24 protein-coding genes are annotated in these 26872 nt (G+C 60.7%); 19 read left to right on the top strand and 5 right to left on the bottom strand.

Annotated elements, in window-relative coordinates:
• Positions 1-76: 76 nt before the first annotated feature.
• The 4 genes from pstB to pstS form a co-directional block, all read right to left on the bottom strand.
• Entirely contained in the window at positions 77-838 is a 762-nt protein-coding gene (gene pstB / locus AC0Z4S_RS02475) for a phosphate ABC transporter ATP-binding protein PstB (protein WP_016774591.1), read from the bottom strand.
• Positions 839-913: 75 nt separating this feature from the next.
• Complete coding sequence (gene pstA, locus AC0Z4S_RS02470; RefSeq protein WP_016774590.1) at positions 914-1825, bottom strand: phosphate ABC transporter permease PstA; 912 nt, start codon at positions 1823-1825, stop codon at positions 914-916.
• Positions 1825-2790, bottom strand: a complete 966-nt coding sequence (gene pstC, locus AC0Z4S_RS02465; protein WP_485621910.1) for a phosphate ABC transporter permease subunit PstC — start codon at positions 2788-2790, stop codon at positions 1825-1827. The genes pstA and pstC overlap by 1 nt, the downstream gene beginning before the upstream one ends.
• A gap of 74 nt (positions 2791-2864) precedes the next feature.
• Entirely contained in the window at positions 2865-3896 is a 1032-nt protein-coding gene (pstS, locus tag AC0Z4S_RS02460; protein WP_064361713.1) for a phosphate ABC transporter substrate-binding protein PstS, read from the bottom strand.
• Positions 3897-4074: 178 nt separating this feature from the next.
• On the opposite strand from pstS, the gene ppk2 reads away from it, so the two are divergent.
• The 5 genes from ppk2 to AC0Z4S_RS02435 all read left to right on the top strand — a co-directional run bounded on the left by ppk2 (position 4075) and on the right by AC0Z4S_RS02435 (position 8596).
• The gene (gene ppk2, locus AC0Z4S_RS02455) at positions 4075-4992 is read left to right on the top strand and encodes a polyphosphate kinase 2 (protein ID WP_485621909.1); all 918 of its coding nucleotides are present in this window, start codon (positions 4075-4077) and stop codon (positions 4990-4992) included.
• Positions 4993-5241: 249 nt separating this feature from the next.
• Complete coding sequence (locus AC0Z4S_RS02450; protein WP_471879009.1) at positions 5242-6681, top strand: ATPase domain-containing protein; 1440 nt, start codon at positions 5242-5244, stop codon at positions 6679-6681.
• 23 nt (positions 6682-6704) lie between these two features.
• Positions 6705-7067, top strand: coding sequence for a response regulator (locus AC0Z4S_RS02445; protein ID WP_485621908.1), 363 nt, complete (start codon positions 6705-6707; stop codon positions 7065-7067).
• Positions 7068-7200: 133 nt separating this feature from the next.
• Positions 7201-8412, top strand: a complete 1212-nt coding sequence (locus AC0Z4S_RS02440) for an MFS transporter (RefSeq protein WP_485621907.1) — start codon at positions 7201-7203, stop codon at positions 8410-8412.
• On the top strand, positions 8387-8596 hold the full coding sequence (locus AC0Z4S_RS02435) for a hypothetical protein (protein ID WP_485621906.1): 210 nt from the start codon (positions 8387-8389) through the stop codon (positions 8594-8596). Before AC0Z4S_RS02440 ends, AC0Z4S_RS02435 begins: the two co-directional genes overlap by 26 nt.
• A 1-nt stretch (position 8597) precedes the next feature.
• On the opposite strand, the gene AC0Z4S_RS02430 is transcribed toward AC0Z4S_RS02435, so the two are convergent.
• Positions 8598-9572: an NAD-dependent epimerase gene (locus AC0Z4S_RS02430; RefSeq protein ID WP_485621905.1), complete on the bottom strand. Its 975-nt coding sequence runs from the start codon at positions 9570-9572 to the stop codon at positions 8598-8600.
• 685 nt (positions 9573-10257) lie between these two features.
• Here AC0Z4S_RS02430 and rfaH point away from each other — a divergent pair.
• The 14 genes from rfaH to AC0Z4S_RS02360 all read left to right on the top strand — a co-directional run bounded on the left by rfaH (position 10258) and on the right by AC0Z4S_RS02360 (position 26871).
• Positions 10258-10776, top strand: a complete 519-nt coding sequence (gene rfaH / locus AC0Z4S_RS02425; RefSeq protein WP_485621904.1) for a transcription/translation regulatory transformer protein RfaH — start codon at positions 10258-10260, stop codon at positions 10774-10776.
• 51 nt (positions 10777-10827) lie between these two features.
• The gene (locus tag AC0Z4S_RS02420) at positions 10828-11988 is read left to right on the top strand and encodes an outer membrane beta-barrel protein (RefSeq protein WP_485621903.1); all 1161 of its coding nucleotides are present in this window, start codon (positions 10828-10830) and stop codon (positions 11986-11988) included.
• Between the two features lie 12 nt (positions 11989-12000).
• A complete protein-coding gene (locus tag AC0Z4S_RS02415) occupies positions 12001-12534 on the top strand; it encodes a polysaccharide biosynthesis/export family protein (protein ID WP_130909790.1) in 534 nt (177 codons plus the stop codon).
• A 2-nt stretch (positions 12535-12536) separates the two neighbouring features.
• A complete protein-coding gene (locus tag AC0Z4S_RS02410; RefSeq protein WP_485621902.1) occupies positions 12537-14846 on the top strand; it encodes a GumC family protein in 2310 nt (769 codons plus the stop codon).
• Positions 14847-14912: 66 nt separating this feature from the next.
• The gene (locus tag AC0Z4S_RS02405) at positions 14913-16304 is read left to right on the top strand and encodes an undecaprenyl-phosphate glucose phosphotransferase (RefSeq protein WP_485621901.1); all 1392 of its coding nucleotides are present in this window, start codon (positions 14913-14915) and stop codon (positions 16302-16304) included.
• A gap of 46 nt (positions 16305-16350) precedes the next feature.
• Positions 16351-17709, top strand: a complete 1359-nt coding sequence (locus tag AC0Z4S_RS02400; RefSeq protein WP_485621900.1) for a UDP-glucose dehydrogenase family protein — start codon at positions 16351-16353, stop codon at positions 17707-17709.
• Positions 17706-18413: a WecB/TagA/CpsF family glycosyltransferase gene (locus AC0Z4S_RS02395; protein WP_485621899.1), complete on the top strand. Its 708-nt coding sequence runs from the start codon at positions 17706-17708 to the stop codon at positions 18411-18413. The genes AC0Z4S_RS02400 and AC0Z4S_RS02395 overlap by 4 nt, the downstream gene beginning before the upstream one ends.
• An 11-nt stretch (positions 18414-18424) precedes the next feature.
• Positions 18425-19504 (top strand): glycosyltransferase, encoded by a 1080-nt coding sequence (locus AC0Z4S_RS02390; protein WP_485621898.1) that lies wholly within the window; start codon positions 18425-18427, stop codon positions 19502-19504.
• Positions 19501-20607: a glycosyltransferase gene (locus AC0Z4S_RS02385; RefSeq protein WP_485621897.1), complete on the top strand. Its 1107-nt coding sequence runs from the start codon at positions 19501-19503 to the stop codon at positions 20605-20607. The genes AC0Z4S_RS02390 and AC0Z4S_RS02385 overlap by 4 nt, the downstream gene beginning before the upstream one ends.
• 1 nt (position 20608) lies before the next feature.
• A complete protein-coding gene (locus AC0Z4S_RS02380) occupies positions 20609-21916 on the top strand; it encodes an O-antigen ligase family protein (protein WP_485621896.1) in 1308 nt (435 codons plus the stop codon).
• Entirely contained in the window at positions 21910-22839 is a 930-nt protein-coding gene (locus tag AC0Z4S_RS02375; RefSeq protein ID WP_485621895.1) for a glycosyltransferase family 2 protein, read from the top strand. The genes AC0Z4S_RS02380 and AC0Z4S_RS02375 overlap by 7 nt, the downstream gene beginning before the upstream one ends.
• Positions 22840-22856: 17 nt before the next feature.
• Positions 22857-24275 carry an oligosaccharide flippase family protein gene (locus AC0Z4S_RS02370; protein ID WP_485621894.1) on the top strand — a complete coding sequence of 473 codons (1419 nt, stop codon included), beginning with the start codon at positions 22857-22859 and terminating at the stop codon, positions 24273-24275.
• Positions 24276-24306: 31 nt separating this feature from the next.
• Positions 24307-25362 carry a UDP-glucose 4-epimerase GalE gene (gene galE, locus AC0Z4S_RS02365; protein ID WP_485621893.1) on the top strand — a complete coding sequence of 352 codons (1056 nt, stop codon included), beginning with the start codon at positions 24307-24309 and terminating at the stop codon, positions 25360-25362.
• Between the two features lie 30 nt (positions 25363-25392).
• Positions 25393-26871: a family 16 glycosylhydrolase gene (locus AC0Z4S_RS02360; RefSeq protein WP_485621892.1), complete on the top strand. Its 1479-nt coding sequence runs from the start codon at positions 25393-25395 to the stop codon at positions 26869-26871.
• The last annotated feature ends 1 nt before the right edge of the window (position 26872 follow it).

The following is a 26872-nucleotide window of genomic DNA, read 5'->3' as shown; positions in this document are numbered from 1 at the left end:
GCTTGGTAAATGTCCGCCGGTGCCCGCCAAATCCATTTGGCTTGTGCAGGTAGGCGGCCGTGACCGGTGCTGTGACTTAGCTGAACTTGCCGCTGATGTAATCGCCGGTCATCTGTTCCCGCGGATTGTCGAAGATCTGCGCCGTCGGGCCCATCTCGACCAGATAGCCCGTGCGCGTGCCCTGGGAAATATCCACCGAGAAAAACGCCGTGGTGTCAGCGACACGGATGGCTTGCTGCATGTTGTGAGTGACCAGTGCGATGGTGTAGTCCTTCTTCAACTCGACCATCAATTCTTCGACCCGTCGGGTGGCGATCGGGTCGAGTGCCGAACAAGGCTCATCCAGCAGCAGGACTTCCGGCTCGGTGGCGATTGCCCGGGCGATACACAGGCGTTGCTGCTGGCCACCGGAGAGCGACAGGCCGCTGACCTTGAGCTTGTCCTTGACTTCATCCCACAGCGCGGCGCCTTGCAGCGCATGCTTGACGCGGTCGCCGATATCGCCCTTGTAGCGATTGAGGCGCAGACCAAACGCAACGTTGTCGAAGATGCTCATCGAAAACGGATTTGGCTGTTGAAACACCATGCCGATGTAGCGGCGCACGACCACCGGATCGACACCCTTGCCGTAGACGTCCTGCCCGAGGAAATGCACATGGCCCTCGAAACGAAACCCCTTCACCAGGTCGTTCATCCGGTTGAGGCTACGCAGCACGGTGCTCTTGCCGCAGCCTGAGGGCCCGATGAATCCGGTGATCTTGTTTTTCTCGATCGGCACGTGGCTGTCACGTACCGCCATGAAATTCCCGTAGAAAATCTTGTCCAGTTTGCAGTCCATGACTACAGGCGCCTGGGTGACAAACGGAGCGGCTATTAGCGCAGTGGATACGTTCAAAATCAGTTGCTCCCGTTCTTAATACTTGGGCTTGCCGAAAATACGGCTGATGATGTTCACGAACAGCACGATCATCACCAGCACCAACGAGGCCGCCCATGCGAGCTCGAGCTGGTTATCGAAAGGCATGCCGGAGAAGTTGTAGATCAGCACCGCCAGCGAGGCAGTCGGGTTCATGACATCGAGATTGCCCTGGTGGTAGATCCAGTAGTTGCTGAACAGCGCGGTAAACAACAGCGGTGCCGTCTCGCCTGCGGCACGCGCCACCGCGAGCATCACGCCAGTCAGGATCGCCGGCATGCCGGTCGGCAAGATGATTTTCCAGATGACCTGCGAGCGGGTGCAGCCCATGCCATAAGCGGCATCTTTCATGATCTTGGGCACCATCCGCATCGATTCTTCCGCGGTCAGCACCACGATCGGCAGCATCAAAACCGCCAGTGCCACGCCACCCGCCGGTGCCGAATACGTGCCGGTCGTCATCACCACCAGGGCATAGGCAAATACCCCCGCCAGGATCGACGGCAGGCCCGTGAGCATTTTGGCGGCGAAACGCGCGGCGTTCCCCAGTTTGCTGTCCGGCCCCAGCTCCGCCAGGAAGATCGCCGCCATGATCCCGACCGGCACCGCGATCGCTGCCGCGATACCGACCATTACAAAGGTACCTGCCATCGCGTTGCCAAAACCGCCGCCCATCTCGAAGCCGGTCGGTGGTAGTTCGGTAAAGACTTCCAGGTTCAGGCGCGCGCCACCGCGGGTGATCAGCATGTAGAGCACGGAAATCAGCGGCACGCTGGCCAGCAGAGCACCTGCCCAGACCAGGGTGGTCAGGATCAGGCTGCGCAGCGCGCGGCCTTCGAACCTGCGTTGCAAGCTGGGCATGGCGCCTGTTGGCGCCGTCAGATCTGTTGCTGCGGTCAGATCAGTCATCACTTGTGACCCCGTTGGGCGTACATCATGATCATCGAACCGAAAATGTTCACGATCAGCGTAATCAGCATCAGCACCAGTGCGGCGTACATCAACACCTCGATCTCGTTCGGCCCGGCTTCGGGGAAGTTCAGCGCCAGCAGAGCGGCAAGGGTGTTGGCAGGTGCAAACAGCGAGAGGGAAATGTTGTTGGCGTTGCCGACCAGCATGGCCAGCGCCATCGTTTCACCCAGCGCGCGCCCCAGGCCCAGCACCAGAGAGCCGAAGATACCGGTGGCGGCCGAAGGCACCATCACTTTGAGGATCGCTTCCCAATGGGTAGTGCCCATGCCGTACGCGGCCTGCTTGGTTTTCATCGGCACAGCCGTCAGCGCGTCCTGCGAAACGGCGGCAATCGTCGGCAGAATCATGATGGCGAGCACCAGTGCTGCGGGCAGCAGGCCCGGACCGCTCAGGGACGTGCCGAAAAAGGGAATCCAGCCCAGTTCGCTGTTCAACCAGGTCGTCAGCGGCCGAATCGCCGGGATCACCACATAGATCCCCCACAGGCCATAGACCACGCTGGGAATGGCTGCCAGCAGTTCGACGATGGTACGAAACAGCGCAGCGAGCTTGGTCGGCAGGAAATCCTGAGTCAGGAAAATCGCCATGCTCACGCCAAAGATCCCGGCGATCAGCAATGCAATGAAGGCGCTGTAAAGCGTGCCCCAGATCGCCGGCAGGATGCCGTATTTGCCTTGATTGACGTCCCACACGCTGCCCAGCAGCACATCGAAGCCGTGCTTCTCCATACCGGGAAGTGCCTTGCGTCCGACTTCGAACACCAGCGCAAATACCAGCGCAAGAATCAGCACCACGCCGATTCGCGCCAGGGCGCGAAAGGTGCGATCCACCAGGAAATCCTTCGTCGAGGGTGGCTGGCAGGCAGAGTCGGGATTAACCGGTACGACAAAAGGTTTGTTCATGGGCTAAGTCCGGAACAGGGGGGAAACTCTCCCGGCGTGGCGCGGACGCGCACTCCGAGAGAGACCTCACGGCGTTACTGAATGTTGGCGGACGCTTTGCGAACCTGTTCGACGACCGATTGCGGCAACGGGATGTACCCCATCGAATCGGCAATCTTCTGCCCCTCGGTCAGGCTGTATTCGACCATTTCACGCATGGCCTTGGCCTTGGCCGGGTTGCCATTGTCCTTGCGAAAAATCATCCAGGTATAAGAGGTGATCGGATAGGACTTGGCACCGTCCGGATCAGGCAGCCAGGCCACGAGGTTTTCTGGCATTTTCACCGCCGCCAGGGCCTCGGCACCGCTTTCGGCGTTTGGCACTACGTAATTGCCAGCCTTGTTCTGCAACTGGGCAAAGTCGACCTTGGCGAGCTTGGCGAAGCCATATTCGATGTAACCGATCGCTCCTGGGGTCTGGCGCACGGTAGCCGTTACGCCGTCGTTTTTCGGTGACTTGATGAACTTGTCACTGGCCGGCCAGTTGACGGTGTTGCCCTCACCCAGCGCCTGCTTGAACTCGGCGTTGACGGTTGCCAGGTGCTTGGTGAATACCGCGGTCGTGCCACTGGAGTCTGCACGCACGACAACCGTGATCGGCGTATCGGACAGTTTCAGGTCCGGGTTGGCAGCGACGATCTGCGGATCGTTCCAGCGCGTGATCTTGCCCAGGAAAATGTTGGAATACACCTCGCGTGGCAGCTTCAGACCCTTGGGATTGCCCGGCAGGTTGTAGGCCAGCACGATTTCCCCGGCAGTCATCGGCAGCAACTGCACGCCTTCGGCGACCTTGGCGATGTCTTCGTCTTTCATTGCCGAGTCACTGGCGGCGAAATCTACGGTTTTGTTCAAGAAGTCCTGTACGCCCGCGCCGCTGCCCTTGGATTGGTAATCCACAGTGACGCCATCCGATTTCTTGCTGAAATCCTTGAACCAGGTGAGGTAGATCGGTGCCGGGAAACTTGCTCCTGACCCCGTCAGGCGAACATTTTCTGCTGCAAAGGAGGCCGAGGTGGCACAAAGAGATACCGCAATGGCGAGCGCAGCAGACTTCATCGAACGTTTCATTAAATGACACCTAGTGATTACGGGCTCCCGAACTCTGCAGCAGTTTTATGACGTTTTCATGAAAGCGACGTGGCAAACGGTACCCTCCTGCCCCCGCCGCAGCGGCGCACAGGGGATGTAATGGGTTCGTAACAAATTGTGCCTAACACTTTGCCATCCTCACCGCGCGAGCCCTGCCATGTTCCCTACAGACGACACGCTGATACAGCGCATCCACCGTGAGTTGCTTGATCACAGTGACGAAGAGCTGGAACTTGAATTATCCGAAGACGGCCATGACCTCAACGCATTGTTCGATGAGCATATGCAGCAGGGTTCCGAGAAGGATGCGCGAAGGACTTACTTCAGCGAACTGTTCCGCCTGCAGGGCGAACTGGTAAAGCTGCAAAGCTGGGTGGTCAAGACCGGCCACAAAGTGGTGATCCTGTTCGAAGGACGGGACGCCGCTGGTAAAGGCGGTGTCATCAAACGCATCACCCAACGCCTGAATCCCAGGGTCTGCAGGGTCGCCGCCCTGCCCGCTCCCAACGACCGCGAACGCACTCAGTGGTACTTCCAGCGCTACGTCTCGCACCTGCCGGCGGCGGGTGAAATCGTGTTGTTCGACCGTAGCTGGTACAACCGCGCGGGTGTGGAACAAGTCATGGGGTTTTGCAATGAATACCAGTACGAGGAATTCTTCCGTACCGTACCGGAATTCGAACGCATGCTCGCCCGCTCCGGCATCCAGTTGATCAAATACTGGTTTTCCATTTCCGACCATGAACAGCATCTGCGCTTTCTCAGTCGCATCCATGATCCGCTCAAACAATGGAAACTCAGCCCCATGGATCTGGAGTCCCGCAGGCGTTGGGAGGCCTATACCAAGGCCAAGGAAATCATGCTTGAACGCACGCACATCGCCGAAGCACCGTGGTGGGTGGTACAAGCTGACGATAAAAAGAAAGCCCGGCTCAACTGCATCCATCACCTGCTCGGGCAGATGCCGTACGAAGAGGTGGAAATGCCGGTAATCGAACTGCCGCAACGCGTCAGGCAGGAGGACTATTCGCGCGTTCCCACACCACCGGAAATCATTGTGCCTCAGGTCTATTAGGCTTGGCCCGATCGAGCACGCGGAACGACAAAGCCCCGGTTATTCGGGGCTTTGTCGTTTCCGGGATGTGAAAATCGAATCTTCCCGTGCGGCGGGTGTCCCTACTCCCTGATCGCGAGCAATCGCTCGTCAGGCTCACGTTGCAAAAACGCTACTTTTCCCCAGCCTTTATGGCCCTCAACCGGAAATGGCGTTAGCATTTCACCCATTCGGCTGAACAAGCCTGTTTATTCAGATCAGGGTCGCATTGTGGAAAAGCTAAAACGCCTTCAAAGCGGGATCGAAGGGCTCGACGCGCTGCTTCAGGGAGGCCTGGTTGCGGGTGCTTCGTACATCATTCAAGGGCGCCCGGGTTCCGGCAAGACCATCCTCGCCAATCAGCTCGGGTTTCATCATGCCCGAAACGGCGGCCGTGTTCTGGTCGCCACGTTGCTGGCCGAGTCCCACGACCGGCTGTTTCAGTTTTTGTCGACCATGAGCTTCTTCGACGCCTCGCGTGTTGGCGCCGAGATACAGTTTGTCAGCGCATTCGACACGCTGGAAAACGAAGGCCTCGATGAGGTGGTGAAGCTGCTTCGCCGCGAAATTACCCGCCAGAAGGCGACCGTCATGGTCGTTGACGGCCTGCTCAATGCACGGTCCAAAGCCGATTCGCCGATCGACACGAAAAAATTCATCTCCGAACTGCAAGGCCACGCAGCGTTCGCCGGTTGCACCGTGCTGTTTCTCACCAGCTCGCGCCTGGATGACGGCAGCCCCGAGCACACCATGGTCGACGGCGTCATCGAAATGGGCGAAGAGCTGTTCGGTACCCGCTCGGTGCGCCGCATTCATTTGCGCAAGACCCGCGGCAGCGGCGCGTTGACCGGTGTCCACGAATGTGAAATCACCGATAACGGCCTGGTGATCTATCCGCGCCTCGAAACGCTGTACAAACGCCCGTCCGCCCCGGACAGCGCGGACATGACGCGCATCCCAAGCGGCATTGCCTCGCTGGACGACATCCTCGGCGGCGGCTTGCACAGTTCCAGCGTCACGCTGGTCATGGGTCCTTCCGGGATCGGCAAGACCACCCTGGGTCTGAAGTTCATCGCGCAGTCGACGCCCGAAGCGCCGGGCCTGCATTTCGGTTTCTATGAAAGCCCGCAGCGGCTGCGGCTCAAAGGCCGTTCGCTGGGCATCGATATTGAACAAATGGAACACAGCGGTGCGCTGAGCATTGCCTGGCAGCCCACCACCGAAGGCTTGCTGGACGGCCTCGGCGCACGCCTGTTGAGCCTGGTCGATGAAAAAGGCATCAAGCGCCTGTTCATCGATAGCCTCAGCGGCATGACGCGGGTTTCAACCACCCCGGAACGCATCACCGACTTTTTCAGTGCACTGATGAACGAGCTGCGATCCAGAGGCGTCACGGTGTTCGCCTCCTGGGAAATGCGCGATTTGTTCGGTTCCGAAATCAGCGCACCGACCTCCGACCTGTCCAGTATTGTCGACAACCTGATGCTCATGCGGTTCTTTGAAAATCACGCTGAACTTCACAGGACGCTTTCCATTCTCAAGATACGTGATAGCTCCTACAACCCGTCGCGGTTCGAGGTGGTTATCCGTGATCAAGATGTGTTCCTGGAAAAGGCTTTGAAAAATGAACCTTCAGTCGCAGCTGAGTCATTGCCTGGTTCAATTTCGTAAGTCTTCAAGCGGGTTGAAATAACATGACCACCATTCTGGTAGTCGACGACGAATATCTGATTGCTGACATTCTTGGCTTTGCGCTTGAGGATGAGGGCTTCATGACCGTGACCGCGAGCAACGGCAAGAAGGCTCTCGAGGTGCTGGAAAGAGAACGTCCAGCCCTGGTCATCACGGACTTCATGATGCCGGTCATGGACGGCCTCGAATTCGCCGAAGCCGTGCGTGCCCAGCCCTCCGTCAAGCACTTGCCGATCATCCTGATGAGTGGCGCCCAGGCGCATATCGGCATGCAGCGCTCGGATCTGTTCGATGTGGTGCTGCCCAAGCCGTTCGATATTGCGGTGATTGTGGCTGAGGTGAAGAAGCTGTTGGCGACGGAGTAGTCCGTCGTTAAAGCAAGCCGCCTACAGCCTCCTCGCAGACTTTCCACGGTTATTCACGCCACTCGTTCTGGAAGAATTCGAAGTAGACTCGAATTCGTACTCAAGTGCTCGCGATCCGAACAAGGAGTTCACCGTGCGCAAGGATTACCTGGCTTTCTTCACCTCCCTTTTCCTCTCCCGACTCGCCGATCAGATCCTGCTGTTCATCGTGCCGCTGGTGGTTTTCCAGACCACCAACAGCGCGTCCTGGGCAGGGCTGGCGTTTTTCGTCGAATCGCTCCCACGTTTTCTCGCATTCCCGGTCTGCGGTGCTCTGTGCGACAAATTTTCGCCGATCAGAATCCTTCACCTCAGCCAGGTTTACCGAGCCGTGCTCTGTCTGCTGGCGGTAGCTTTGTATGCCTTGTTCGGCGGCATTGCCTGGGTGGTGGTCCTCTCGGCGGTGTGCGGGGTACTCACCACGCAGGGCATCATGGCCCGTGAGGTGCTGCTGCCATATGTCTTCAAGCACTACAGCTACACCAAGACGTTGTCTTATTCGCAAATCGCCGATCAGACCGGACTGGTGCTCGGGCCGCTGGTCGCTGCTCTGCTATTGGAAATCTGGGCGTGGCACTGGGTGGTGCTGTGGGTCGCAGGGCTGTTTTTTCTGGCCGACCTGGGCATGCTGGTGTGGCAACGCGTCAGCCGGATCACGCTGGAAACCTTCGAACAACATCAGGACATCTGGCTCCAACCAATACGCATTGCGTTTGGGCATATACGTGAACTGGCGGCTCTGAGGAAAATCATCATGCTGGCGGTCGGCGTCAATCTGATTGTCGGCGTCACACTGGCGACCTCCGCCGCCATGGTGTTGGGTCAATACAGTGCGGGGAAGGACGCTTACGCCGGGCTGCAAGCCGCCGGCGCGGTGACCACTATCGTCATCCTGTTTTTTCTCTCCCGGGTCGAGTTGCCGCAGAGGGTGCTTGGCGGCATTGCCTATACGATGATCGCCGTCGGCGCCCTGATCAGTGCCCTCAGTCCGCACCTCAGTGGCTATGTACTGGGATTTCTGTTGATCGTCGGCTTCGACAAGATGTTCAACATCTACATGCGCAGCATTCGCCAACGCGTGATTCCGCCCAAGGATTTCGGCAAGACCGTTGGCGTGATTACCTTGCTGAATAATCTGTCGCAGCCTCTGGCGGGTTTGCTGGTGGCGGTGTTTGCCACAGCGTTGGGCACACAAGGCGTTATCGTCATTCTGGCCGTGCTGACTATATTGCTCGGCGCCTTGGCGGTATGGTGGTTTGCCGACCGCCGAGGAACCCTGAATGCCGAAGAAACCACCAGCCGGTAACGACACCGCCAGCGCAGCCGACATCGAGCGGGCGATTCTGGCCTTGAACACAATGGCCGAACGCCTGTGGGGCGACGGTCGTGAGGCTGAGGCCAAGGCGTTGCTCGATGCACTGGATGCGCTGAACCGCGCCCTCGACCGGATCCGCATCGGGGAAAGTCGCAGGGCCGTCACCCTGCACTGAATCAGAGCTGATAGAACTCGCGATACCACTGCACGAACGCCTGCACGCCCTGCTCGATCGGCACCTGCGGGCTGAAGTCGATGCAGCGTGCCAGCGCCGACACGTCGGCCCAGGTTTTCAGCACATCGCCCTCCTGCATCGGCAAATAGCGACGTTGCGCCTTGATGCCCAATGCCTGCTCCAGACATTCGACGAAGCTCATCAGCGCGACCGGACTGCCCCGGCCAATATTGAACAGGCGGTTGGTGCCGCGCTCGTCGCTGAGCGCGGGAGGTTTGTCGAGCAAGCGGAAAATCGCTTCGACGATGTCGTCGATATGGGTGAAATCCCGCGCCATTTCGCCTTGGTTATAGAGGTCGATGGCGCGCCCTTGCAGCATCGCCTCGGTGAATTTGAACAGCGCCATGTCCGGTCGACCCCACGGGCCGTACACGGTGAAAAAGCGCAGGCCGGTAGCCTGTAATCCGTAGAGATGGCAGTAGCTGTGCGCGAGCAGTTCGTTGGCGCGTTTGGTCGCGGCGTACAACGACACCGGCTGGTCGACCTGATCGTCTTCGCGAAACGGCATTCGGGTGTTGGCGCCATAAACTGAACTACTTGAGGCGTAGACCAAGTGCTCCGGCGGGTGATGCCGGCAGGCTTCGAGGACGTTGAGAAACCCGACCAGATTCGATTGCGCGTAGGCCTCGGGATTGTCCAGCGAGTAGCGGACTCCGGCCTGCGCGGCGAGGTGAATGACCTGTTTGAATCGCCCCTGTTCGAACAGCGCAGTCAATGCCGCCTGGTCGACGATGTCCAACTGCTGGAATGTGAAATTGGTCAGCGTTTGCAATCTGTGCAACCGCGCCTGTTTAAGTTTGACGTCGTAGTAAGGATTCAGATTGTCGACGCCAACGACCGAAAACCCCTCGCGACTTAAACGCATGGCCGTGTGATAACCGATAAATCCTGCTGCGCCCGTTACCAGAACACTCATGATCGCCTCGGCGCATCGATTTGCATTTAAGGGGTTACGCACCGCAGAACATCTACCTGAAAATACGGCAACTATTCATAGACGACCATAGTTAACGAGGCCAGCGGCATCCGACGCAAGGCAGTTAAAACGCGAACTTCTTACGAATCGAAAGATGTAAGATTGAAACTAATTTGCTATCACGCACGCCATCTAAGCTAGACGACTACAATAACTTCGAAAAGTTTAAAAAATCCGACGAATAAATTTCATCCTTTCAAACCAGTAACTTACAGAGCATGGCCATCATCAGCGGATGAAAGGCAGTCTTTTTGACTGTTATTAATTGACAGCTTGCGAAGACTGGCCGATAACTAATCACTGCCCGAAGCGCCGGCGCCCCTGCGCACTTTACGCCTCTCGGGTTAGTTATGTAATTGGATCCTGAAGGTCGCAACTGCGAACCGTGCGGTAGCTTTGCCTGAATCAAAGCGAGCCGATTCGTTATAGCCAAGACGGCCACGGATATAACAATAACTCAGCCAAGTTGATTCATTTTTGAAACACTTCTTCTGCCAATAAACATTGATGCATCTGGCTCGGCACTTTGCCTTGATCAGCCTACTACCTACTAGCAAGCATGACGGCTCGTCCCACGTTATCGGCCGCCTTGCTTAAACGATCGCTATGTATGGAGTACTCCAGCATGCTAACGGTTTGCCGCAACGGTTCTAACTGGTATTTATTGCAGTGCAAGCCCCGCCAGGATGAACGGGCACAACTCAATCTGCAGCAACAGAACTATTCGACCTTTCGGCCGCAGCTGATGAGCGAGCGCAGTATTCGTGGCAAACGCCAACGAACCCTGGAATCGCTGTTCCCCGGCTACGTGTTCATTCAGTTGAGCCGTGACGATAATTGGGCGCCGATTCGCTCGACCCGCGGTGTCAGCCGCATCGTCGAATTCAACCACGTGCCGGCCCGGGTCGATGAAGACGTGATCGCACAATTGCGAGAACGCAGTCAGGAGTCGATCGGCTTTCCTCCCGAGCCGACGCTCAAGCCCGGCGAACCTCTGCAAATCGTCCAAGGCCCACTGTCCCCGCTCGAAGGTGTGTTCCTGTCCATGCAGGGCGATGAGCGCGTGATGATCCTGCTCAATTTCCTCAACCGCCAACAGCACGTCAGCGTCCCGCTGAGCTACCTCGAACGCCAGCGACAATAGTCCGGATCCGCTTCGCCCTGACACCGACCCCCTCTATCAGGAGCGTGATCCATGGCTCTGAAGCCTCGCTGTTCCCTGATTTTAGTCGTCGCCTGCTGCGCCCCCGAAGCCGCCTGGAGCGTTGAGCCGCAAGCGATCAATGTCTACGGCTTCGATTTCACCCCGACTTTTGCCTTGTCGGAAAGCTACGACGACAACTTTCGCGAAGTCGAACACGATGTCGAATCGACCATGGTCACCCGCCTGGCGCCGGCCTTCGAGCTCAAGGCCGAGGATCGCAACAGCGCCACGCGGGTGATCTGGGAGCCGACCCGCTACATCTATCACAGCGCTTCGGACGCTTCGAACACCGCCCAGCGTCTGCGCGCCGACAGCATCATGGAGTTCACCGATCGGCACCGGCTGAAACTCGAAGCCGAGGCGCGCAAATACGAGCGCACCACCTCGACCGCCGTCGACGGCATCAATGACAAGATCGAAAGCAAGCGCGTCGGCGGCGTCTACACCTTCGGTGCGCGCAGTGCGCTGAACCAGATCGACCTCGGCGCCAGCTACGCGCAACTGCGCTATGACAACGCCGACGGCATCAACGATGACAAGGAGCGCGACACCAGCAACCTGACCAGCACCTGGTATCACCGCCTCGGCAGCAAAACCCGTGGTTTGCTCGAATACGACCACACCCGCTTCGACTACCTGCAATCGAACAGCCCGCGCAGCAGTCGCTCCGATGCAGTGCTGGCCGGGGCCGAATGGGATATGACGGCGAAAACCACCGGCAAATTGCGCGTCGGTTACGAGCGCAAGAATTTCGACCAGAGCGGTTCCGACGACCTGAGCAATCCGACCTGGCAAGTGGATCTGGCGTGGAAACCGCGCACCTACTCGACCTTCACCTTTCTCGCGCGCCAGGCCATGGCCGAAGGCGACGACGGCTCCGACGCGGTGAAAGCCACCTTCACCCAGATCGGTTGGCGTCACGGCTGGACCGAGCGCATCACCAGCGTTGCCGAAGTCGGCATGGGCCATTACGTCTACGAAGGCCAGGACCGCAGCGACGATTTGCAGGACTACAAACTCGGCGTGAATTACGAAATGCGCCGCTGGCTGGACGTCGAAGTCGCCTACCGCCACCGCGACAACGATTCCGATGCCGACAACGAAAGCTTCACCCGCAATGTTTTCCAGATCACGTTCGACGTCAGTCTGTAGGAGGATTGGGCCATGCACACGCGCCTGATTTTACTGTTGTTGCTGCTCTGGACAGTGCCCACGGTCGAGGCGGCGGACACCGACACCAATTACCGCCTGGCCGCTGGCGATGTCTTGCGCATCATCGTGTTCGGCGAGCCGGAACTGAGCTTCAAGAAGATCCGCCTCAATGACGCCGGCACCTTCTCCTACCCGTTTCTCGGCGAAATCGTCGCCAAGGGCCTGACGCCCAATCAGGTCGAACAGAAGATCGTCGACGGCCTCAAGCAAGGCTATCTGGTCGATCCGAAAGTCAGCCTCAGCCAGATCGAATACCGCCCGTTCTACATCAATGGCGAAGTGCAGAAGCCCGGCAGCTACCCCTTCCAGCCCGGACTGACCCTGGAAAAAGCCATCGCCCTGGGTGGCGGCCTGACCGAACGCGCCTCCATGAAACGCGTGACGATTCTGCGCGGCAGCGGTGGCCCGCCGGTCACTGAAAACATCTCGCGCACCACCGTCATCGCCCCCGGCGACACCATTTCCATTGCACAAGGCTTTTTCTGATCATGGACAACAGCCCAAGCACTTACCTCGAACGTCCGCTCCAGGCCCACTCGCAAACGCAAGCGGCCGATGAGTCGGACACCCTTGATCTGCTGCACCTATGGCGGGTGGTCTGGTCGGCGAAGTGGAACATCGCCTGGCTAGTGCTGCTCAGTTGCGCGCTGGCCGTGGCGGTGTTGTCGTTCATCACGCCGCAGTACGTCGGCAGTGCGACGTTGCTGATCAAGGACAAGACGCCGCCAGTCATGAGTTTTCAGCAAGCCGCCGAATCAGGCGGCGCCACCACCACCGATTATTTGCAGACCCAGCAAGCCCTGCTGCAATCGCGGGAACTGGCCGAGCGCGCCGTGCGCAAACTCGGTCTCACCACGAATCCGATCACCGATCCACGCCAGCAGGCGCAGAGCTGGTTTACCCCGCGCCAATGGCTGGCAGAGCTCAATCGTGACCAATGGCTGCCATGGCTGGATCTGCTGCCGCCGCCCAAGCCGCCAGCGACTGAAGAACAGGTATTCAACGACGTCACGCAGAACCTGATGCTGCACACCAGCGTCAAGTTTGTCGGCAAGAGTCAGTTGCTGGAAATCGACGTCGAACTGCCCGACCCGGCCCTCGCTGCGGCGGTGGCCAACGCCCTTGCCCAAGGCTTCATCGACAGCCAGCAGGACACCAGCCTCAAGTCCTCGCAAAACAACACCAGCTGGATGAATACCCGCCTGGTCGAGTTGCGCGACAACCTGCGCGTCGCCGAAAACAAGCTGCAGGGGTATCGCGAAGAACAGGGTCTGGTCGATGTCGACGGTGTCGCGACGATCAGTGCCAACGAACTGCAAATGACCGGCAACCGCATGATCGATGCACGCCGCGATCGCGCCGAAGCGGAGAGCCAGTTCCGTCAGGCGCAATCCTTGAGCAATGGCGACATCAGTCGCTTGTCGAGTGTGCCGGCAGTGCTGAGCAACCCGTTGATTCAGCAGTTCCAGGCTGATCTGGCCAAGGCCCAGGCCAAAGTCGAGGAGTTGTCGGGCCGCTACGGGCCCAAGCACCCGGCGCTGATTTCCGCCCGTTCCGAACAACGTACGGCGGCCAACAGCCTGCGGCTGCAGGTGCAGCAAGTGGTCGCCGGCATCGAACGCCAGTATCAACTGGCGGTGGCCAGCGAAGACGCATTGCGCAAGTCCTTCAACAGCAACAAGGCGCAGATTCAGGACATTTCGCGCAAGGAATTCCAGCTGCGCGAATTCCAGCGCGAAGTCGACAGCACCCGCGCGCTGTATGAAACCTTCGTCACCCGCCTAAAGGAAACCGCCGCCACCTCGGACATGGATTCGGCCAAGGCGCGCATCGTCGACCCGGCGATCGCGCCGCTGGAAGCGAGCAAGCCGCGCAAGAACCTCATCCTCGCGATCGTTGCGCTGGTCGCTGCGGTGGTTGGCGTCGCCCTCGCCTTCCTCTTCGATACGCTGAGCAACACCTTCAAGACCGACGACACCGTCGAAAGCCTGCTCAATGTGCCGCTGCTCAGCGTGGTGCCACTGGTGATGAAAAAGAGCCGGCGGCAGTTGGCGCGGCTGTTCGAAGACAACGATCACCCGCGCTTCTGCGAAACCATCCGCAACCTGCGCACCTGGTTGATGCTGCAAAACAACGAGCGCCCGGCGCAGGTGGTGCTGGTCACGTCCTCGGTGTCCGGCGAAGGCAAGAGCACCATCGCCAACAACCTCGCTTCATCGCTGGCGCCGCTGGAGCGAGTGCTGCTGATTGATGCCGACATGCGGCAGCCGACGCTGTCGCTGAACTTCGATTTCCCGCCAGAGAGCCCCGGCCTCGCCAACCTCATGGCCGGCACCGCGCGGCTGGAAGACTGCATTCGCAGCGTCGGCAATCTCGACATGCTTCCGGCCGGCTGCCTGGCGCCGTCGATGCTGGATCCGTTCGACGCACCACGACTGAAAGCCTCGAGCAGTTCAAGCAACGCCGTGGCCCCCGCGCAGGATCTGCTCAGTTCGCCACGCCTCGGCCGGTTGTTGCAGATTCTCAAGTCGCGCTACCGGCACATCATCATCGATTCGCCGCCGGCGGAAATCGTCAGCGACGCGCTGTTGCTGGCCCAGCATTCCGATGCGGTGATCTACGTGGTCAAGGCGCAGAGCACGCCGGTCGGCCAGGTGCGCAAAAGCATTGCCGTGTTGCAGCAGAGCCAGGCGCCGGTGTTCGGCGTGGTGCTCAACCAAGTCGATCTGCGCAAGGCGCGCAAGTACGGCCATGGCCATTCCCGTTCCTTCTACGACTACGACTTCGCCCCGCGCTGATCCTCCGGGCCGTGCCGCCCGGCAGCAGCCATCCCTTCCCTGTTCGACGAATCGGAGATCGCGCCGATGACCTCGCAATATTCCGCGCAAATGGCACAGCGTCGCGGCCTCACTTTCTGGGGGCAATGGTTGTGTGCAATGACCCTGGTCAACCTGTTGCTGATCGTGCTGGTGCAGTTGCGCATCGGCGCCTTGCCCAGTGAATACCGGCTGCTGATCATCCTCACCGTGCTCGGCTCGATGCCGGTATACAGCCTCGTCCAGGTCTATCACAAGCGTCATGGCCTGCTGGTCGGGCTCGGACGCTTGCTCGCTGGCTGGCTGATTCTGCTCGGGCTGCTGATGAGCATCGCCTTCGTCACCCAGACCAGCGCGTTGTTTTCCCGGCAGGTGGTGATTGTCTGGGCGGTGGTGGGTTTCCTGGCTCAGGCGGCGACGTTTCTGCCACTGCATCTGTTCGTGCGCATGTACACCAAGATGATCTGCAACGAGCGCCGCGCGGTGATCATCGGCACTTGCCCGACCGCCCATGAGCTGGCGCGCAAACTCCTCGACCCGGATCGCGCGTTGCTGCTCGGGTTTGTTGCGGCGAAGGCCGACAGCGGCCCGGCGCCAAGCATTCTGCCGCTGCTGGGCGAGGTTGAGGACATTCGCGAAATCATCACCCGCTTGCAGGCGCGGCGCGTGTACATCGTGCTGCCGATGGCCGAGGCGGCGACCATCGAAGCGTTGTACATCAACCTGCTCGACATGAATGTCGATGTGGTGTGGATTCCGGATCTGGGCAGCATGGTCTTGCTCAATCATTCGATCTCCGAGATCGAGCGGATGCCGGCGATCTACCTCAACGAAAGCCTGCTCACCTCGCACCCCGGCAGCCTGTTCTGCAAGGACCTGTTCGAACGCAGCGTGGCGGCCGTGGCGCTGATTCTGCTCAGCCCGCTGCTGCTCGGCGTCGCCATAGCGGTCAAGCTGACGTCCCCGGGGCCGGTGCTGTTCAAGCAGAACCGCCATGGCTGCGACGGCGAAGTGATTCGCGTGTGGAAGTTTCGCTCGATGCGCGTGCACGACGATCAGCAAGTGCGTCAGGCCACCCGCGACGACGACCGCGTCACACCGCTGGGACGCTTTCTGCGGCGCAGCTCCATCGACGAACTGCCGCAACTGTTCAACGTGCTGTTCGGGCATATGGCGCTGGTCGGGCCGCGCCCGCACGCCGTCACCCACAACATCTATTACACCGGCAAGGTCCGCGCCTACATGGCGCGCCATCGGCTCAAGCCAGGCATCACCGGCCTGGCGCAGATCACCGGGCACCGCGGCGAAACCGAGACCGTGGAGAAGATGCAGCGCCGGGTCGCCCAGGACCTCAATTACATCAATCAATGGTCGCTGTGGCTGGACATCAAGATCCTGCTCAAGACGCCCTTCACCCTGTTCTCGAAAAACATCTACTGACTGCGGCCAGCGCTCTGGCCCACCCCACCGCGCATGAGGTTTTCCCATGAATGTGAGTGTATTCGGTATCGGTTATGTCGGACTGGTCCAGGGCGCCGCGCTGGCCGAGGTCGGCCACAACGTGCTGTGTGTGGATGTCGACGCAGCCAAGGTGCAGGCCTTGAACGACGGCAGCCTGCCCATCTACGAGCCGGGCCTGAAAAGCCTGGTGCGGGACAATCATCACAGCGGCCGTCTGCAATTCGGCAGTGATCTGGCCGCTGCGGTAAAGCACGGCGATGTGTTGCTGATCGCGGTCGGCACACCGCCGGACGAGGACGGCTCGGCGGATCTCAAACATGTCCTCAGTGTCGCCCGCACCATCGGCGAACACCTGCGCGGCGAGCAGATCATCGTCGACAAATCCACGGTGCCGGTGGGCACGGCGGACCGGGTGCGCGATAGCATCAATGCGATCCTTGCCGAAAGCGGGCGCACTGCACTGACCTTCGATGTGGTCTCCAACCCGGAATTTCTCAAGGAAGGCTGCGCGGTCGACGATTGCATGCGCCCCGACCGGATCATCATCGGCACCGACAGCCCGCGCGCCGAAGCGCTGATGCGCGAGCTGTACGAACCGTTCAATCGCAACCGCGAAAAAATCATCGTCATGGACGTGCGCAGCGCCGAGCTGACCAAGTACGCGGCCAACTGCATGCTGGCGACCAAGATCAGCTTCATGAACGAAATGGCCGGGCTCGCCGAAAAGCTCGGCGCCGACATCGAAATGGTCCGCCATGGCATCGGCTCGGATCCGCGCATCGGCTACCAGTTCATCTATCCCGGCATCGGTTACGGTGGTTCGTGTTTTCCCAAGGATGTACGGGCGCTGATCCATGCCGCCCACGGCGTCGACATCGATGCGCGCCTGCTTCGCGCGGTGGAGTCGCGCAATAACGAGCAGAAAAGCACGCTGTTCCACAAGATCGCCGATCATTTCAACGGTGCGCTGGAAGGCAAAACCTTCGCGCTGTGGGGCCTGAGTTTCAAGCCCAACACCGACGACATGCGCGAAGCCCCCAGCCGCGTGTTAATGGAGGCGTTGTGGCGTGCCGGCGCCAGCGTGCAGGCGTTCGACCCGAAAGCCATGGAGCAGGCGCAGCAGCTTTATGGCCCGCGCGACGACCTGACCCTGGCCGGCACCAAAGAGGCGGCGCTGAAAAATGCCGACGCGCTGGTGATCGTCACCGAGTGGCAATCGTTTCGCGCGCCGGATTTCGAGCTGCTCGCGCGCCAGCTGAAAAACCCGCTGATCTTCGATGGCCGCAACCTGTTCGATCCGCAACGCCTCAGCGCGCGCGGCTTCACCTACATCAGCGTAGGCCGGCCGACCTGCGCCGCCGAAGCACAGGATCTCGCGTCATGATCCGCCTGGAATTGCTGAATCGTTATTCGCCGGCGCTGCTGGAATCGAACCGGGCGTTCTCCTTCCTCAACTTCGCCTCGATCGGCAGTTTCATCCGCCAGCCGCCGCCGTCGCTGGCGTATTTCTGCGACGGCATGCTGATGTCCGGGTTCATGTCGCGCATCACCGGGCGCGCGGTGGAGCGGGTCAGTTTCGATTTCACCTCGATTGCCGATCCGGTGTTGCGCGAGTCCGAGCAGCGCGGCAAGCGCGTCTACGTGGTCGGCGCGCGACAGGCGGAGCTTGATCGTTTCGTGGAAAAGCTCGGCGCGCAGTACCCGCGCCTGCAGCTGGTTGGCGCGCACAACGGTTACTTCGACGCCGAGCAAGGCGCGGCGCTGCAGGCTGACATCCGTCGGCAGCGGACCAATCTGCTGCTGGTCGGCCTCGGCGCCGGGCTGCAGGAGCGCTTCGTCCTCGATGCGCTGCGCGGTGGCTTCAGCGGCGTGGCGTTCACCTGCGGCGGTTTCATTCGTCAGGAGGCCAATGCCAGCGAGCGTTACTACCCCGACGCCATCAACCGCCTGCACCTGCGCGCCTTCTACCGCATGTACCGCGAGCCGCACACGATCAAGCGTTACCTGCTCGACTACCCGAGCAATGCCCTGCGCCTGACCGAACTGATTCTGCGCCAGCAAGTGGCGATCAATGTCACCGCCCCATGAGGATTGTGCCGATGCATATTCTGTTCACGCTCAAGGATTACCAGACTGGCGGCGGCGTCGAGTGCGTGCAGCAACGCCTCGCCGAGCAGTTCCTGGCGGACGGCCGGCGGGTGAGTTTTTTCGTCATGAACGGCGACTCGCCCAACGTTGACGGCGCGCCAAGTATGGCCGGTGGCGGCAGCGGAATTGCTGGCTGGTTGAGATCAATCGTGCTGCTGCGCCGCTTGATTCGCCGCGAAGGCGTGACGCACCTGATCGGCGCCAAGGAGCAGGCCAATCTCTGCACCTGGTTCGCCACCTTGGGCAGTCCTTGCAAAGTCATTTACACCCGCCATGCCGCGCTGGATTGCGCCGAGCAGAACACCGGGCGCGCCAGCCTGCGTCTGTTGTACGCGCTGTACCTGTGCGGCAGCGGCAAGGTGGTCGCGGTGTCCCACGGTTTGCGCCAGTCGCTCGCCGGGTTGATGCCGTGGGGCCAGCCGCGCATCCGTTATTGCCCGAACGCGGTGATCAGCGAGCAACTGTTGCGTGCGGCACAAACGCCGTTGCCCGGTGGCGTGCCGCATCATTACTGGCTGGGGATTGGCCGGCTGGTGCACACCAAGGGCTTCGATTTGCTGCTGGAAGCCTATGCGCTGGCAGCGCAACAACGCACGTTGCCGTATCTGGTGATTGCCGGCGACGGCCCGTTGCGCGCACAGCTTGAAGCGCAGGCGCAGCGACTGGGCATCGAACGTCTGGTGCATTTCACCGGGCATCTGCGCAATCCCTATCCGCTGATCCGCCATGCGCAGCTGTTGGTGCTCAGCTCATTGCACGAAGGTTTGCCGACGGTGCTGGTCGAGGCGCTGGCGCTGGGCACGGCGGTGATTTCCACTGACTGCGGCAGCGGGCCACGGGAGTTGCTCGATGACGGACGCCTCGGGCGCTTGGTCAAGGTCAACGATGTTCCGGCCCTGGCCGAGGCGCTGCTCGACAGTCTGGCCAGCCGCGAACCCGCGACGCCGCCCCGACGCTCAGTCAGCGACGCGATCCTGCCCTATACCAGCCAGTACGCCGCTCAGGCTTATTACCAGGTGTGGAACCGATGAAAAAACTGCTGATCATCCTCCAGGACCTCGGCGCCGGCGGCGCGGAGAAAATGATGGTGCGCCTCGCCGGGGCGTTGGTTGAAGCCGGCAACGAAGTCACGTTGCTGATGCTCACCGGTGCCGGCATCAATCAACCGGCCCTCGATCCTCGGGTCAGGCAAGTGCTGCTCGACAGTCCGCGCAGCGCAACGGCTGTACCGGCGCTGACGCGTTTTTTGCGCAGCAATCAGTACGACGCGCAACTGGCCGCCCTCACCCACGTCAACGTCGTGGCGATTGCCGCCGCCGCACTCTCTGGCACGCTGGCGCGGCTGCATGTCAGCGAGCGCAATGCCTTCTCGCGGGACAAGCACGTCAACCCGGCGCTTTCGGTGAAGCTCGCCTACTGGCTGGCGCCGTGGTTGTACCGGCTGATTCCCAACCCGGTGATCTGCGTGTCGCAAGGCGTCGCCGAGGATCTGGTCGACACCACCATCGCCCGTCCGCGCGACGTGACCACCGCCGACAACCCGGTGCTCGACAACGATTTTCGCGACAAACCCGCCGCCGCCCCCAGCCATCCCTGGTTGAAGGACAAAACCACCCCGGTGATCGTCGCTGTAGGACGCCTGGCGCAGCAAAAAGGCTTCGACACCCTGATCGACGCCTTCGCCCGCCTGCCGCAAGGCGATGCGCGACTGATCATCTTCGGCGAAGGCGCATTGCGCAGCGAACTGCTTGCGCAAGCGGCAGCGCTCGGCGTTGCACAGCGTTGCGATCTACCGGGCTACGCCAGCGATCCGATCGCCGAGATCGCTCGGGCAGATTGCTTTGTCTTGTCATCGCGTTTCGAGGGCAGCCCCAACGCCTTGGTCGAAGCCTTGTCGACCGGCACGCCAGTGGTGGCGACGCGCTGCCCGTATGGCCCGCAGGAAATTCTCGCCGACGGCGCCGTCGCGCCCTTGGTCGAGGTCGACGACCCGGACGCTCTCGCCGCCGCGATCAGCGCACAAATGTCCGCGCCGCGCGCCCTGCATCGCCAGCGGCGCATCGATGCCGCCGCGCGCTTTGTCAGCGCTCGCGCGGTGCAGACCTACCTCAAGGCGTTACTCGGGAGGCGCTGAGATGAACCGCCTGCAAGTGCGTTATTCGACGCTGGCCGACGCCTTCACCCTGTTTGGCGTGCTGTTCTATACGCAAGTGATCGGCTTCTTTCTGCGCCTGGGCAATGTCAGCACGCTGGACGATGCGCAGCAGGATCTGGAAGGCAATCTGGCCAATCAGGTCTGTGGCTTGCTGACCTTGCTGGTGCCGCTGTTTTTCTTCATTCGCCACAAGGTGTTCCTCAGCAAGAGTTTCTACCGGCAGAACCTGTTTTTGTTGTTGTTCCTCGGCTGCGTGGCGGCGTCGATCAGTTGGTCGAGCGAGCCGATGCTCAGCTTCAAGCGTTTCGTCGCGCTGCTCAGCGTAGTGTTCTTTGCCGGTTTCATTGCCTGGCGCTACAGCATCGAGCGGATCGCTTTTCTGTTCGGTTGCGTGATCGGTGCGGCGGCGTTGGTCGGCTTGATCTTCGCCGTGATTCGCCCGGACATAGCCTTTATTTCCGGCGGCATCCGCGACGGTGCCTTTCGCGGGGTGTTCGCGGAAAAGAACGCTGGCGCACGCCTGAACGCGATTGCAATCCTGTTGCTGCTGCCGATGATCCGCCAGCGCAACCCGATGGCAATCCTCTACGGACTGTTCGCGCTGATCGCCATCGGCCTGGCGCAGTCGGCCACGGCGATTGCGCTGATCGTCGCCGGCACCGCCAGTTACGCCTACTTCATCACCCTGATTCGCTTGCGCATCAACCGCTCACTGCTGGCCTTCACCGCAGCGACGCTGGTGTTCTTCCTCTTGTGTGGAGTGCTTTACGCCAACTACGCGATGCTGCTGGAACTGGTCGGCCGTGACCCGTCGCTCACTGACCGCACGTTGATCTGGGAGCTGTTGCAGCCGCTGATCGATGCGCAATTTCTCAAGGGCTACGGCTTCGGCGCGTTCTGGGCCAGTGCCGATGCCGATGCGTTCATTACCCGCTGGGGCTACATCGGCAATGCCCACAGTGGCTACGTCGAAACCCTGCTCAACGGCGGCGTGATCCAGTTGATTGCCCTGCTGCTGATGTTTGCCCAGACCCTGAGCAAGCGCTACCGGGCAATCACCGCAGATCAGTCGGCGCGCTATCAGGCCTGTGCGCTGGTGATCATCGGCCTGTTCGTGGTCACCAATTACGTCGCCTATGTGATCCCCAACTACCGCTCGGGCGAGTTCCTGATTTTCTGCGTGCTCAGCCTGACCTTCCGCCACCACCTCGTCGCCCGTACGCAGCCGCTGCCAGTCGCCAGCGCTCGGCCGATGCGCACCACTTTCCGGGAGCAACGCCCATGCTGAATGATCCGTCGGCCGTCACCGTGTGCGTGGTGATTCCGCTGTACAACGCCGCCGCCAGCATCCAGCGCACGCTGGATTCGGTGAGTGCACAAACCCGGCTGCCGGACAAAGTCATTGTCGTCGATGACGGCTCCAGCGATGCCGGGCCAGAGATCGTCAAGCAGTACGCCGCGCCCTTTCCCATCGTGCTGTTGCAGCAGCCCAACCAAGGCCCGGCCAGTGCGCGCAATCGCGGTGTGTTCAGCGCCGAAGAAACCTTTATCGCCTTCCTCGACGCCGACGACCGCTGGCATCCGGAAAAACTGCACAAGCAACTGGCGCTGCACGCCGAGCTCACCTACCAGGGGCGCAAGGTCGGTCTGATCGATTGCTTTCAGATGAGCGAATTCAGCGACGGCAAACGCCAGTTGGAGGATCGCTGCAAACATGGCGATCACTTTGCCGACTTCATGCGCGAAAACATCATCAACGGCACCTCCGGCGTACTCGCCCTGCGCGAAATCATCGTCGCCATTGGCGGCTTCGATCAGAGCCTGCGCTTCGCCGAGGATCGTCTTTTGTGGACGCGCATCGCGGAAATCAGCGAGATCCACAGCGTGCCGCAGATCCTGCACTGGCGCGCGGTCAACGCCGCCAACATTACTGCGCAACCGCACAAGTATTACCCGCACAAGCTGCGTTTCATTCAGCTGTACCTGGCGCGCTACGGCACACGGCTGAACAAGCAGCAGCGGATCTATTTCGTCCTCGCCAACCACGCGGAATTTCTCAATGCGTTTTCCCGGCGCGGCGATCATCGGCGGGTCATCGAGGTATTCCGGCAGATGCTCGGGCATTCGTGGCAGACGCTGTTTTTCTTCCAGGGCAAACCGACCCTGCGCTACCTCTACGCCTGCTTGAAGAGCCTGGGCAACAGCCGCTGAATGTCGGGGATCGCGCCATGGCCAACCGTCGCCTGATGACCCTCGTATGGATTTTCACCGAGAAGTTCGGCCTGATTTTCCTGTCGATGATTACCTTTGTCGTCTACGCGCATTTGCTGACGCCGACCGAGCTGGGCATCGGCACGCTGATCATTGCCGTGGTCGAAGTAGTCGGCATTCTGTTCTCGTCGATGCTCGAAGATCCGCTGGTGCGCCTGCAGCGGATGGAAGACAAACACATCAGCAGCGTGTTCTGGTTTGCCGTGCTGGTCAGTCTGTTGTCGATTGCGCTGATTTCGTTGGCGGTGGTGCTGTATACGCCTTCCACTGCGCTGCGCTGGATGACCGCCGTGGCCTCGGTGAAAATCCTCTTCACCCTGATGGCCCGGGTGTATGTAGCGCAGATGCGCCGCAGCGGCAATTTCAAGGCGCTGGCCTCGCGCACCCTGCTCGGCAAAGTCGCGGGCGGTGTTGGCGGTGTGGCCGTGGCGCTGCTGGGTTTCGGCCCATGGGCGGTGGTCGCTCAGGCGCTGATCATGGACGGCATCTCCACGCTGGTGCTGATGCGCAGCGAGCGTCGGCGCATTCCCTTGCTGATCGACCGCCAGGTGCTGGGCGAATTGCTGCGCGCCGGCCTCCCGGTCTGCGTCAATGTCATGAGTTCGCAAACCCTGCAACGCGGCGTCAACCTGATTCTGGGCCTGACTGCCGGGGCGCACGCGGTGGGCATGTTCAACCTGGCGATGCGCATCATCGACCTGCCGCGCTCGGCGATCTACAACGGCTTGATGAGTTATGCCCTGCCGGTGTTTGCCCGACGCAGTGCCGAACCGGTGCGATTGATCGGGGTGATTGGTGATTCAACGGCGATCAGCGGCTTCGTGCTGACCCCGCTGTTCTTCGGTATCGCCCTGACCGCCGAAGACATCATCCTGCTGATCTTCGGCGCGAAATGGGCCGACGCGATTCCGTTGCTGCAAGTGCTCGCCTGCACGGCGGCGCTGGGCAATCTGGCGCTGTATGCGACCACTGCGCTGGTAGCGGTCAATCGCACACATCTGACACTGAAGGCCGAAGTCGCCACCACCCTGCTCGCGCTGGCGCTGGTGTATCTGCTCGGGGCGAGCTACGGCGGCATGGCGGCGGCGCTGGCATTGCTGCTGCGCATGCTGCTGATCACGCCATTGCAGGTGCGCGGCCTGCACGCCGCCATCGGTTACGACTGGCGCAGCTTCTTCCAGTCCAGCTATCGCAGCCTGCTTGCCTCTGTGGTGATGGTCGCCGTGGTGCTGTGGCTGTCGCGGCAGACCGGCCTGTCCGGTTACGCGCACCTGGCCGGCGACATCGCCATCGGCACGCTGACCTACGCCTTGGCCTACAGCCTGCTGCACCCGCGCTGGCCGCAAGAATTCAAGTTGGTGTTCACCGCCCGCTGAGCCGGATTTCCTCACAATGGAGCACGTCGTCATGCGCAAAACCACGTTGATCACGGGCGGTGCCGGCTACATCGGTTCGCACACGGCATTGCAGTTGATCGAGTCCGGACGCTCGGTCCTGATCCTCGACAACCTGTGCAACAGCAACCGCGAGGCCATCGCACGGCTCGAGCTGTTGAGTCATTCGCACATCGATTTCATCGAAGGCGATATCCGCGACGCGGCGCTGCTGGAAGAGATTTTCAGCACCTACGCGATTGACGCTGTGCTGCATTTCGCCGGGCTCAAAGCCGTTGCGCAGAGCGTGCGCCGGCCGATGGATTACTACGCCAACAATGTGGTCGGCACGTTGAACCTGTGTCAGGCGATGGCCCGTGCCCATGTGTTCAATCTGGTGTTCAGTTCCTCGGCCACTGTCTATGGCGAGCCAGCTGTGATGCCGATTGTCGAAGAGCACGGCACCGGCAAACCGGCCAATCCTTACGGGCGCTCGAAGCTGGTGATCGAAGAGTTGCTCAGCGACCTCACCCTTGCCGACGCGCGCTGGAACATCGCTGTGCTGCGTTATTTCAATCCGATCGGCGCGCACGACAGCGGGCTGATCGGCGAGGCCCCCAACGGTCGGCCGAACAATCTGCTGCCGTGCCTGACCGAGGTTGCCAGCGGCCAGCGCGCGGCGTTGACCGTTTATGGCAACGACTATCCGACCGTCGACGGCACCTGTATTCGCGATTACATCCATGTGCTGGATCTGGCCGCTGGTCATCTCAAGGCACTGCAGGTTTTGCAGGGCGACGAGCATGGCCTGCACATATGGAATCTCGGCACTGGCACCGGCTACAGCGTGTTGCAGATCATCAGCGCCTTCGAAGACGTCACCGGTCTGCGCATTCCGTACCGCTTCGCCCCGCGTCGCGCTGGTGATGTCGCCGAATGCCGCGCCGATGCGAGCAAGGCCGGGCGCGAGCTGGGCTGGCGCGCGCAACGCGAGCTGACGCAAATGCTCATCGACAGTTGGCGCTGGCAAACCAACAACCCATGGGGCTACCGCCCGCAACCGGCGCCGCTGCTGGCCGTGGGTACTTGAACCGGCGCAAATTCACGTTAGGGACGACTCATGAACAGATCACGATATTTACTGTTTGTCTGGCTTCTGCTGAGCGCTGGCGTCAGCGCCAATATTCCAGGACCAGTGACTGAAGGACTGGTGTTGTGGCTGGACGGCAATGATCCGGCCTCGATGACACTGGAGGGGCAAAACCAGGTCGTGCGCTGGCTGGACAAGTCCGGCAAGGGCAATGACGTTGTCGTCGACAATCGCGCGGCGACGATTTTGCCGACGCGGGTCGACAACGCGCTCAACGGCCATGGCGTGGTGCGTTTCAGCGGCACGGCGGCGTTCATGGGCCAGGCGATCCGCACCAGCAAAGGCCCGGTGACGGTGTTCGTCGTCTCGCGGCGCTTGCCCGAGCAGGCCGGCGGCAAAGCCTGGCAGCGACTGTTCAGCTCCCGCCCGCAACTGGCGGACAACGACAACGTCGCGCCGAATTTCGGCATCAGCGTGCAGCAGACCAGCGCGTACGAGCCGGCGCTGGCGCTGCTGGAAACCAGTGACGTGCCGATCGGTCCGTTCGCGGTGGCTCGCAACGTGGTGGGTACCTCGGAAATCCTCCGCGGCGACATCGCCGAAGTGTTGGTGTATGACCGTCAATTCAGCAACCAGGACGAACGCCGTAGTGTGTTCGACTACCTGGCGCAAAAATGGGCGGTCGTGGTTCCGCAGCAGGCCGATGCGTGGACCCGGGTTGGCCCGTTAGGCCCGACCCCGACGCACGTTAGCCCCGATCTGCCATTGTCGGATCAGGCCAATGCCGGTGGCTGGAAGCTCGATACGCGGCTGTCCGATGAATTCAACGGCAGCGCGCTCGATGGCCAACGCTGGCACGTCAACAACGCCACCGGCACTGATTCCCTCGGGCGCAAACCGGCGCTGTTTTTGCCGGAGAACGCCAAGATCGGCGGCGGTAATCTGAACATCACCTTCCGCAAGCAGACCCTCCCGGAAAAATACGTGGCCTTGGGCTACAAGGACTACAGTTCGGCGATGGTTCGCACCAACGAACGGGGGATGTACGGCTACTACGAAGCCCGGGCAAAACCGATGAATTCCGCCGGTTCCAGTGCGTTCTGGCTGGCGTGGACCGGGCTGCCGGACAACGCCACGGAAATCGATATCTTCGAAATCGGCGGCAAGACCCGCAATGAAGCGTTCGACTATCGGTACAACATGAACGCCCATGTCTGGGCCAGACCGCAGAATGATCAACACCTGAGTTCCGGCAGCACCTGGATCGCACCGTGGCGCCTGGCCAATACCTTTCATGTCTACGGCTTTGACTGGCAACCCGAGACCTTGCGCTGGTACGTCGACGGCGTATTGGTTCGGGAGGCGAAGAACACCTATTGGCACTTCCCCATGCAAATCGTTTTCGACAGCGAAGCGATGTGGGACTGGTTCGGCGTGGTCGACGATGCTGACCTGCCGTCGGTATTTCGCATCGATTACGTCAGGGTCTGGACCCGCTCAGCGCAATAGG

This window comes from Pseudomonas sp. 1L-B-1-E-C1, assembly GCF_057291835.1.
Note: the sequence above shows the minus strand (reverse complement) of the source record. Positions and strands in the feature narration are given on the sequence as shown.

What these genes read in the sequence shown, in the direction of transcription:
- AC0Z4S_RS02400 (WP_485621900.1), top strand. Translation starts at nt 16,351, where the DNA reads ATGAATGTGAGTGTATTCGGTATCGGTTATGTCGGACTGGTCCAGGGC.
- AC0Z4S_RS02380 (WP_485621896.1), top strand. Translation starts at nt 20,609, where the DNA reads ATGAACCGCCTGCAAGTGCGTTATTCGACGCTGGCCGACGCCTTCACC.
- galE (WP_485621893.1), top strand. Translation starts at nt 24,307, where the DNA reads ATGCGCAAAACCACGTTGATCACGGGCGGTGCCGGCTACATCGGTTCG.
- AC0Z4S_RS02390 (WP_485621898.1), top strand. Translation starts at nt 18,425, where the DNA reads ATGCATATTCTGTTCACGCTCAAGGATTACCAGACTGGCGGCGGCGTC.
- pstS (WP_064361713.1), bottom strand. Translation starts at nt 3,896, where the DNA reads ATGAAACGTTCGATGAAGTCTGCTGCGCTCGCCATTGCGGTATCTCTT.
- AC0Z4S_RS02395 (WP_485621899.1), top strand. Translation starts at nt 17,706, where the DNA reads ATGATCCGCCTGGAATTGCTGAATCGTTATTCGCCGGCGCTGCTGGAA.
- ppk2 (WP_485621909.1), top strand. Translation starts at nt 4,075, where the DNA reads ATGTTCCCTACAGACGACACGCTGATACAGCGCATCCACCGTGAGTTG.
- AC0Z4S_RS02385 (WP_485621897.1), top strand. Translation starts at nt 19,501, where the DNA reads ATGAAAAAACTGCTGATCATCCTCCAGGACCTCGGCGCCGGCGGCGCG.
- pstA (WP_016774590.1), bottom strand. Translation starts at nt 1,825, where the DNA reads ATGACTGATCTGACCGCAGCAACAGATCTGACGGCGCCAACAGGCGCC.
- AC0Z4S_RS02445 (WP_485621908.1), top strand. Translation starts at nt 6,705, where the DNA reads ATGACCACCATTCTGGTAGTCGACGACGAATATCTGATTGCTGACATT.
- AC0Z4S_RS02415 (WP_130909790.1), top strand. Translation starts at nt 12,001, where the DNA reads ATGCACACGCGCCTGATTTTACTGTTGTTGCTGCTCTGGACAGTGCCC.
- AC0Z4S_RS02410 (WP_485621902.1), top strand. Translation starts at nt 12,537, where the DNA reads ATGGACAACAGCCCAAGCACTTACCTCGAACGTCCGCTCCAGGCCCAC.
- AC0Z4S_RS02420 (WP_485621903.1), top strand. Translation starts at nt 10,828, where the DNA reads ATGGCTCTGAAGCCTCGCTGTTCCCTGATTTTAGTCGTCGCCTGCTGC.
- AC0Z4S_RS02370 (WP_485621894.1), top strand. Translation starts at nt 22,857, where the DNA reads ATGGCCAACCGTCGCCTGATGACCCTCGTATGGATTTTCACCGAGAAG.
- AC0Z4S_RS02405 (WP_485621901.1), top strand. Translation starts at nt 14,913, where the DNA reads ATGACCTCGCAATATTCCGCGCAAATGGCACAGCGTCGCGGCCTCACT.
- pstC (WP_485621910.1), bottom strand. Translation starts at nt 2,790, where the DNA reads ATGAACAAACCTTTTGTCGTACCGGTTAATCCCGACTCTGCCTGCCAG.
- AC0Z4S_RS02430 (WP_485621905.1), bottom strand. Translation starts at nt 9,572, where the DNA reads ATGAGTGTTCTGGTAACGGGCGCAGCAGGATTTATCGGTTATCACACG.
- rfaH (WP_485621904.1), top strand. Translation starts at nt 10,258, where the DNA reads ATGCTAACGGTTTGCCGCAACGGTTCTAACTGGTATTTATTGCAGTGC.
- AC0Z4S_RS02360 (WP_485621892.1), top strand. Translation starts at nt 25,393, where the DNA reads ATGAACAGATCACGATATTTACTGTTTGTCTGGCTTCTGCTGAGCGCT.
- AC0Z4S_RS02375 (WP_485621895.1), top strand. Translation starts at nt 21,910, where the DNA reads ATGCTGAATGATCCGTCGGCCGTCACCGTGTGCGTGGTGATTCCGCTG.
- AC0Z4S_RS02435 (WP_485621906.1), top strand. Translation starts at nt 8,387, where the DNA reads ATGCCGAAGAAACCACCAGCCGGTAACGACACCGCCAGCGCAGCCGAC.
- pstB (WP_016774591.1), bottom strand. Translation starts at nt 838, where the DNA reads ATGGACTGCAAACTGGACAAGATTTTCTACGGGAATTTCATGGCGGTA.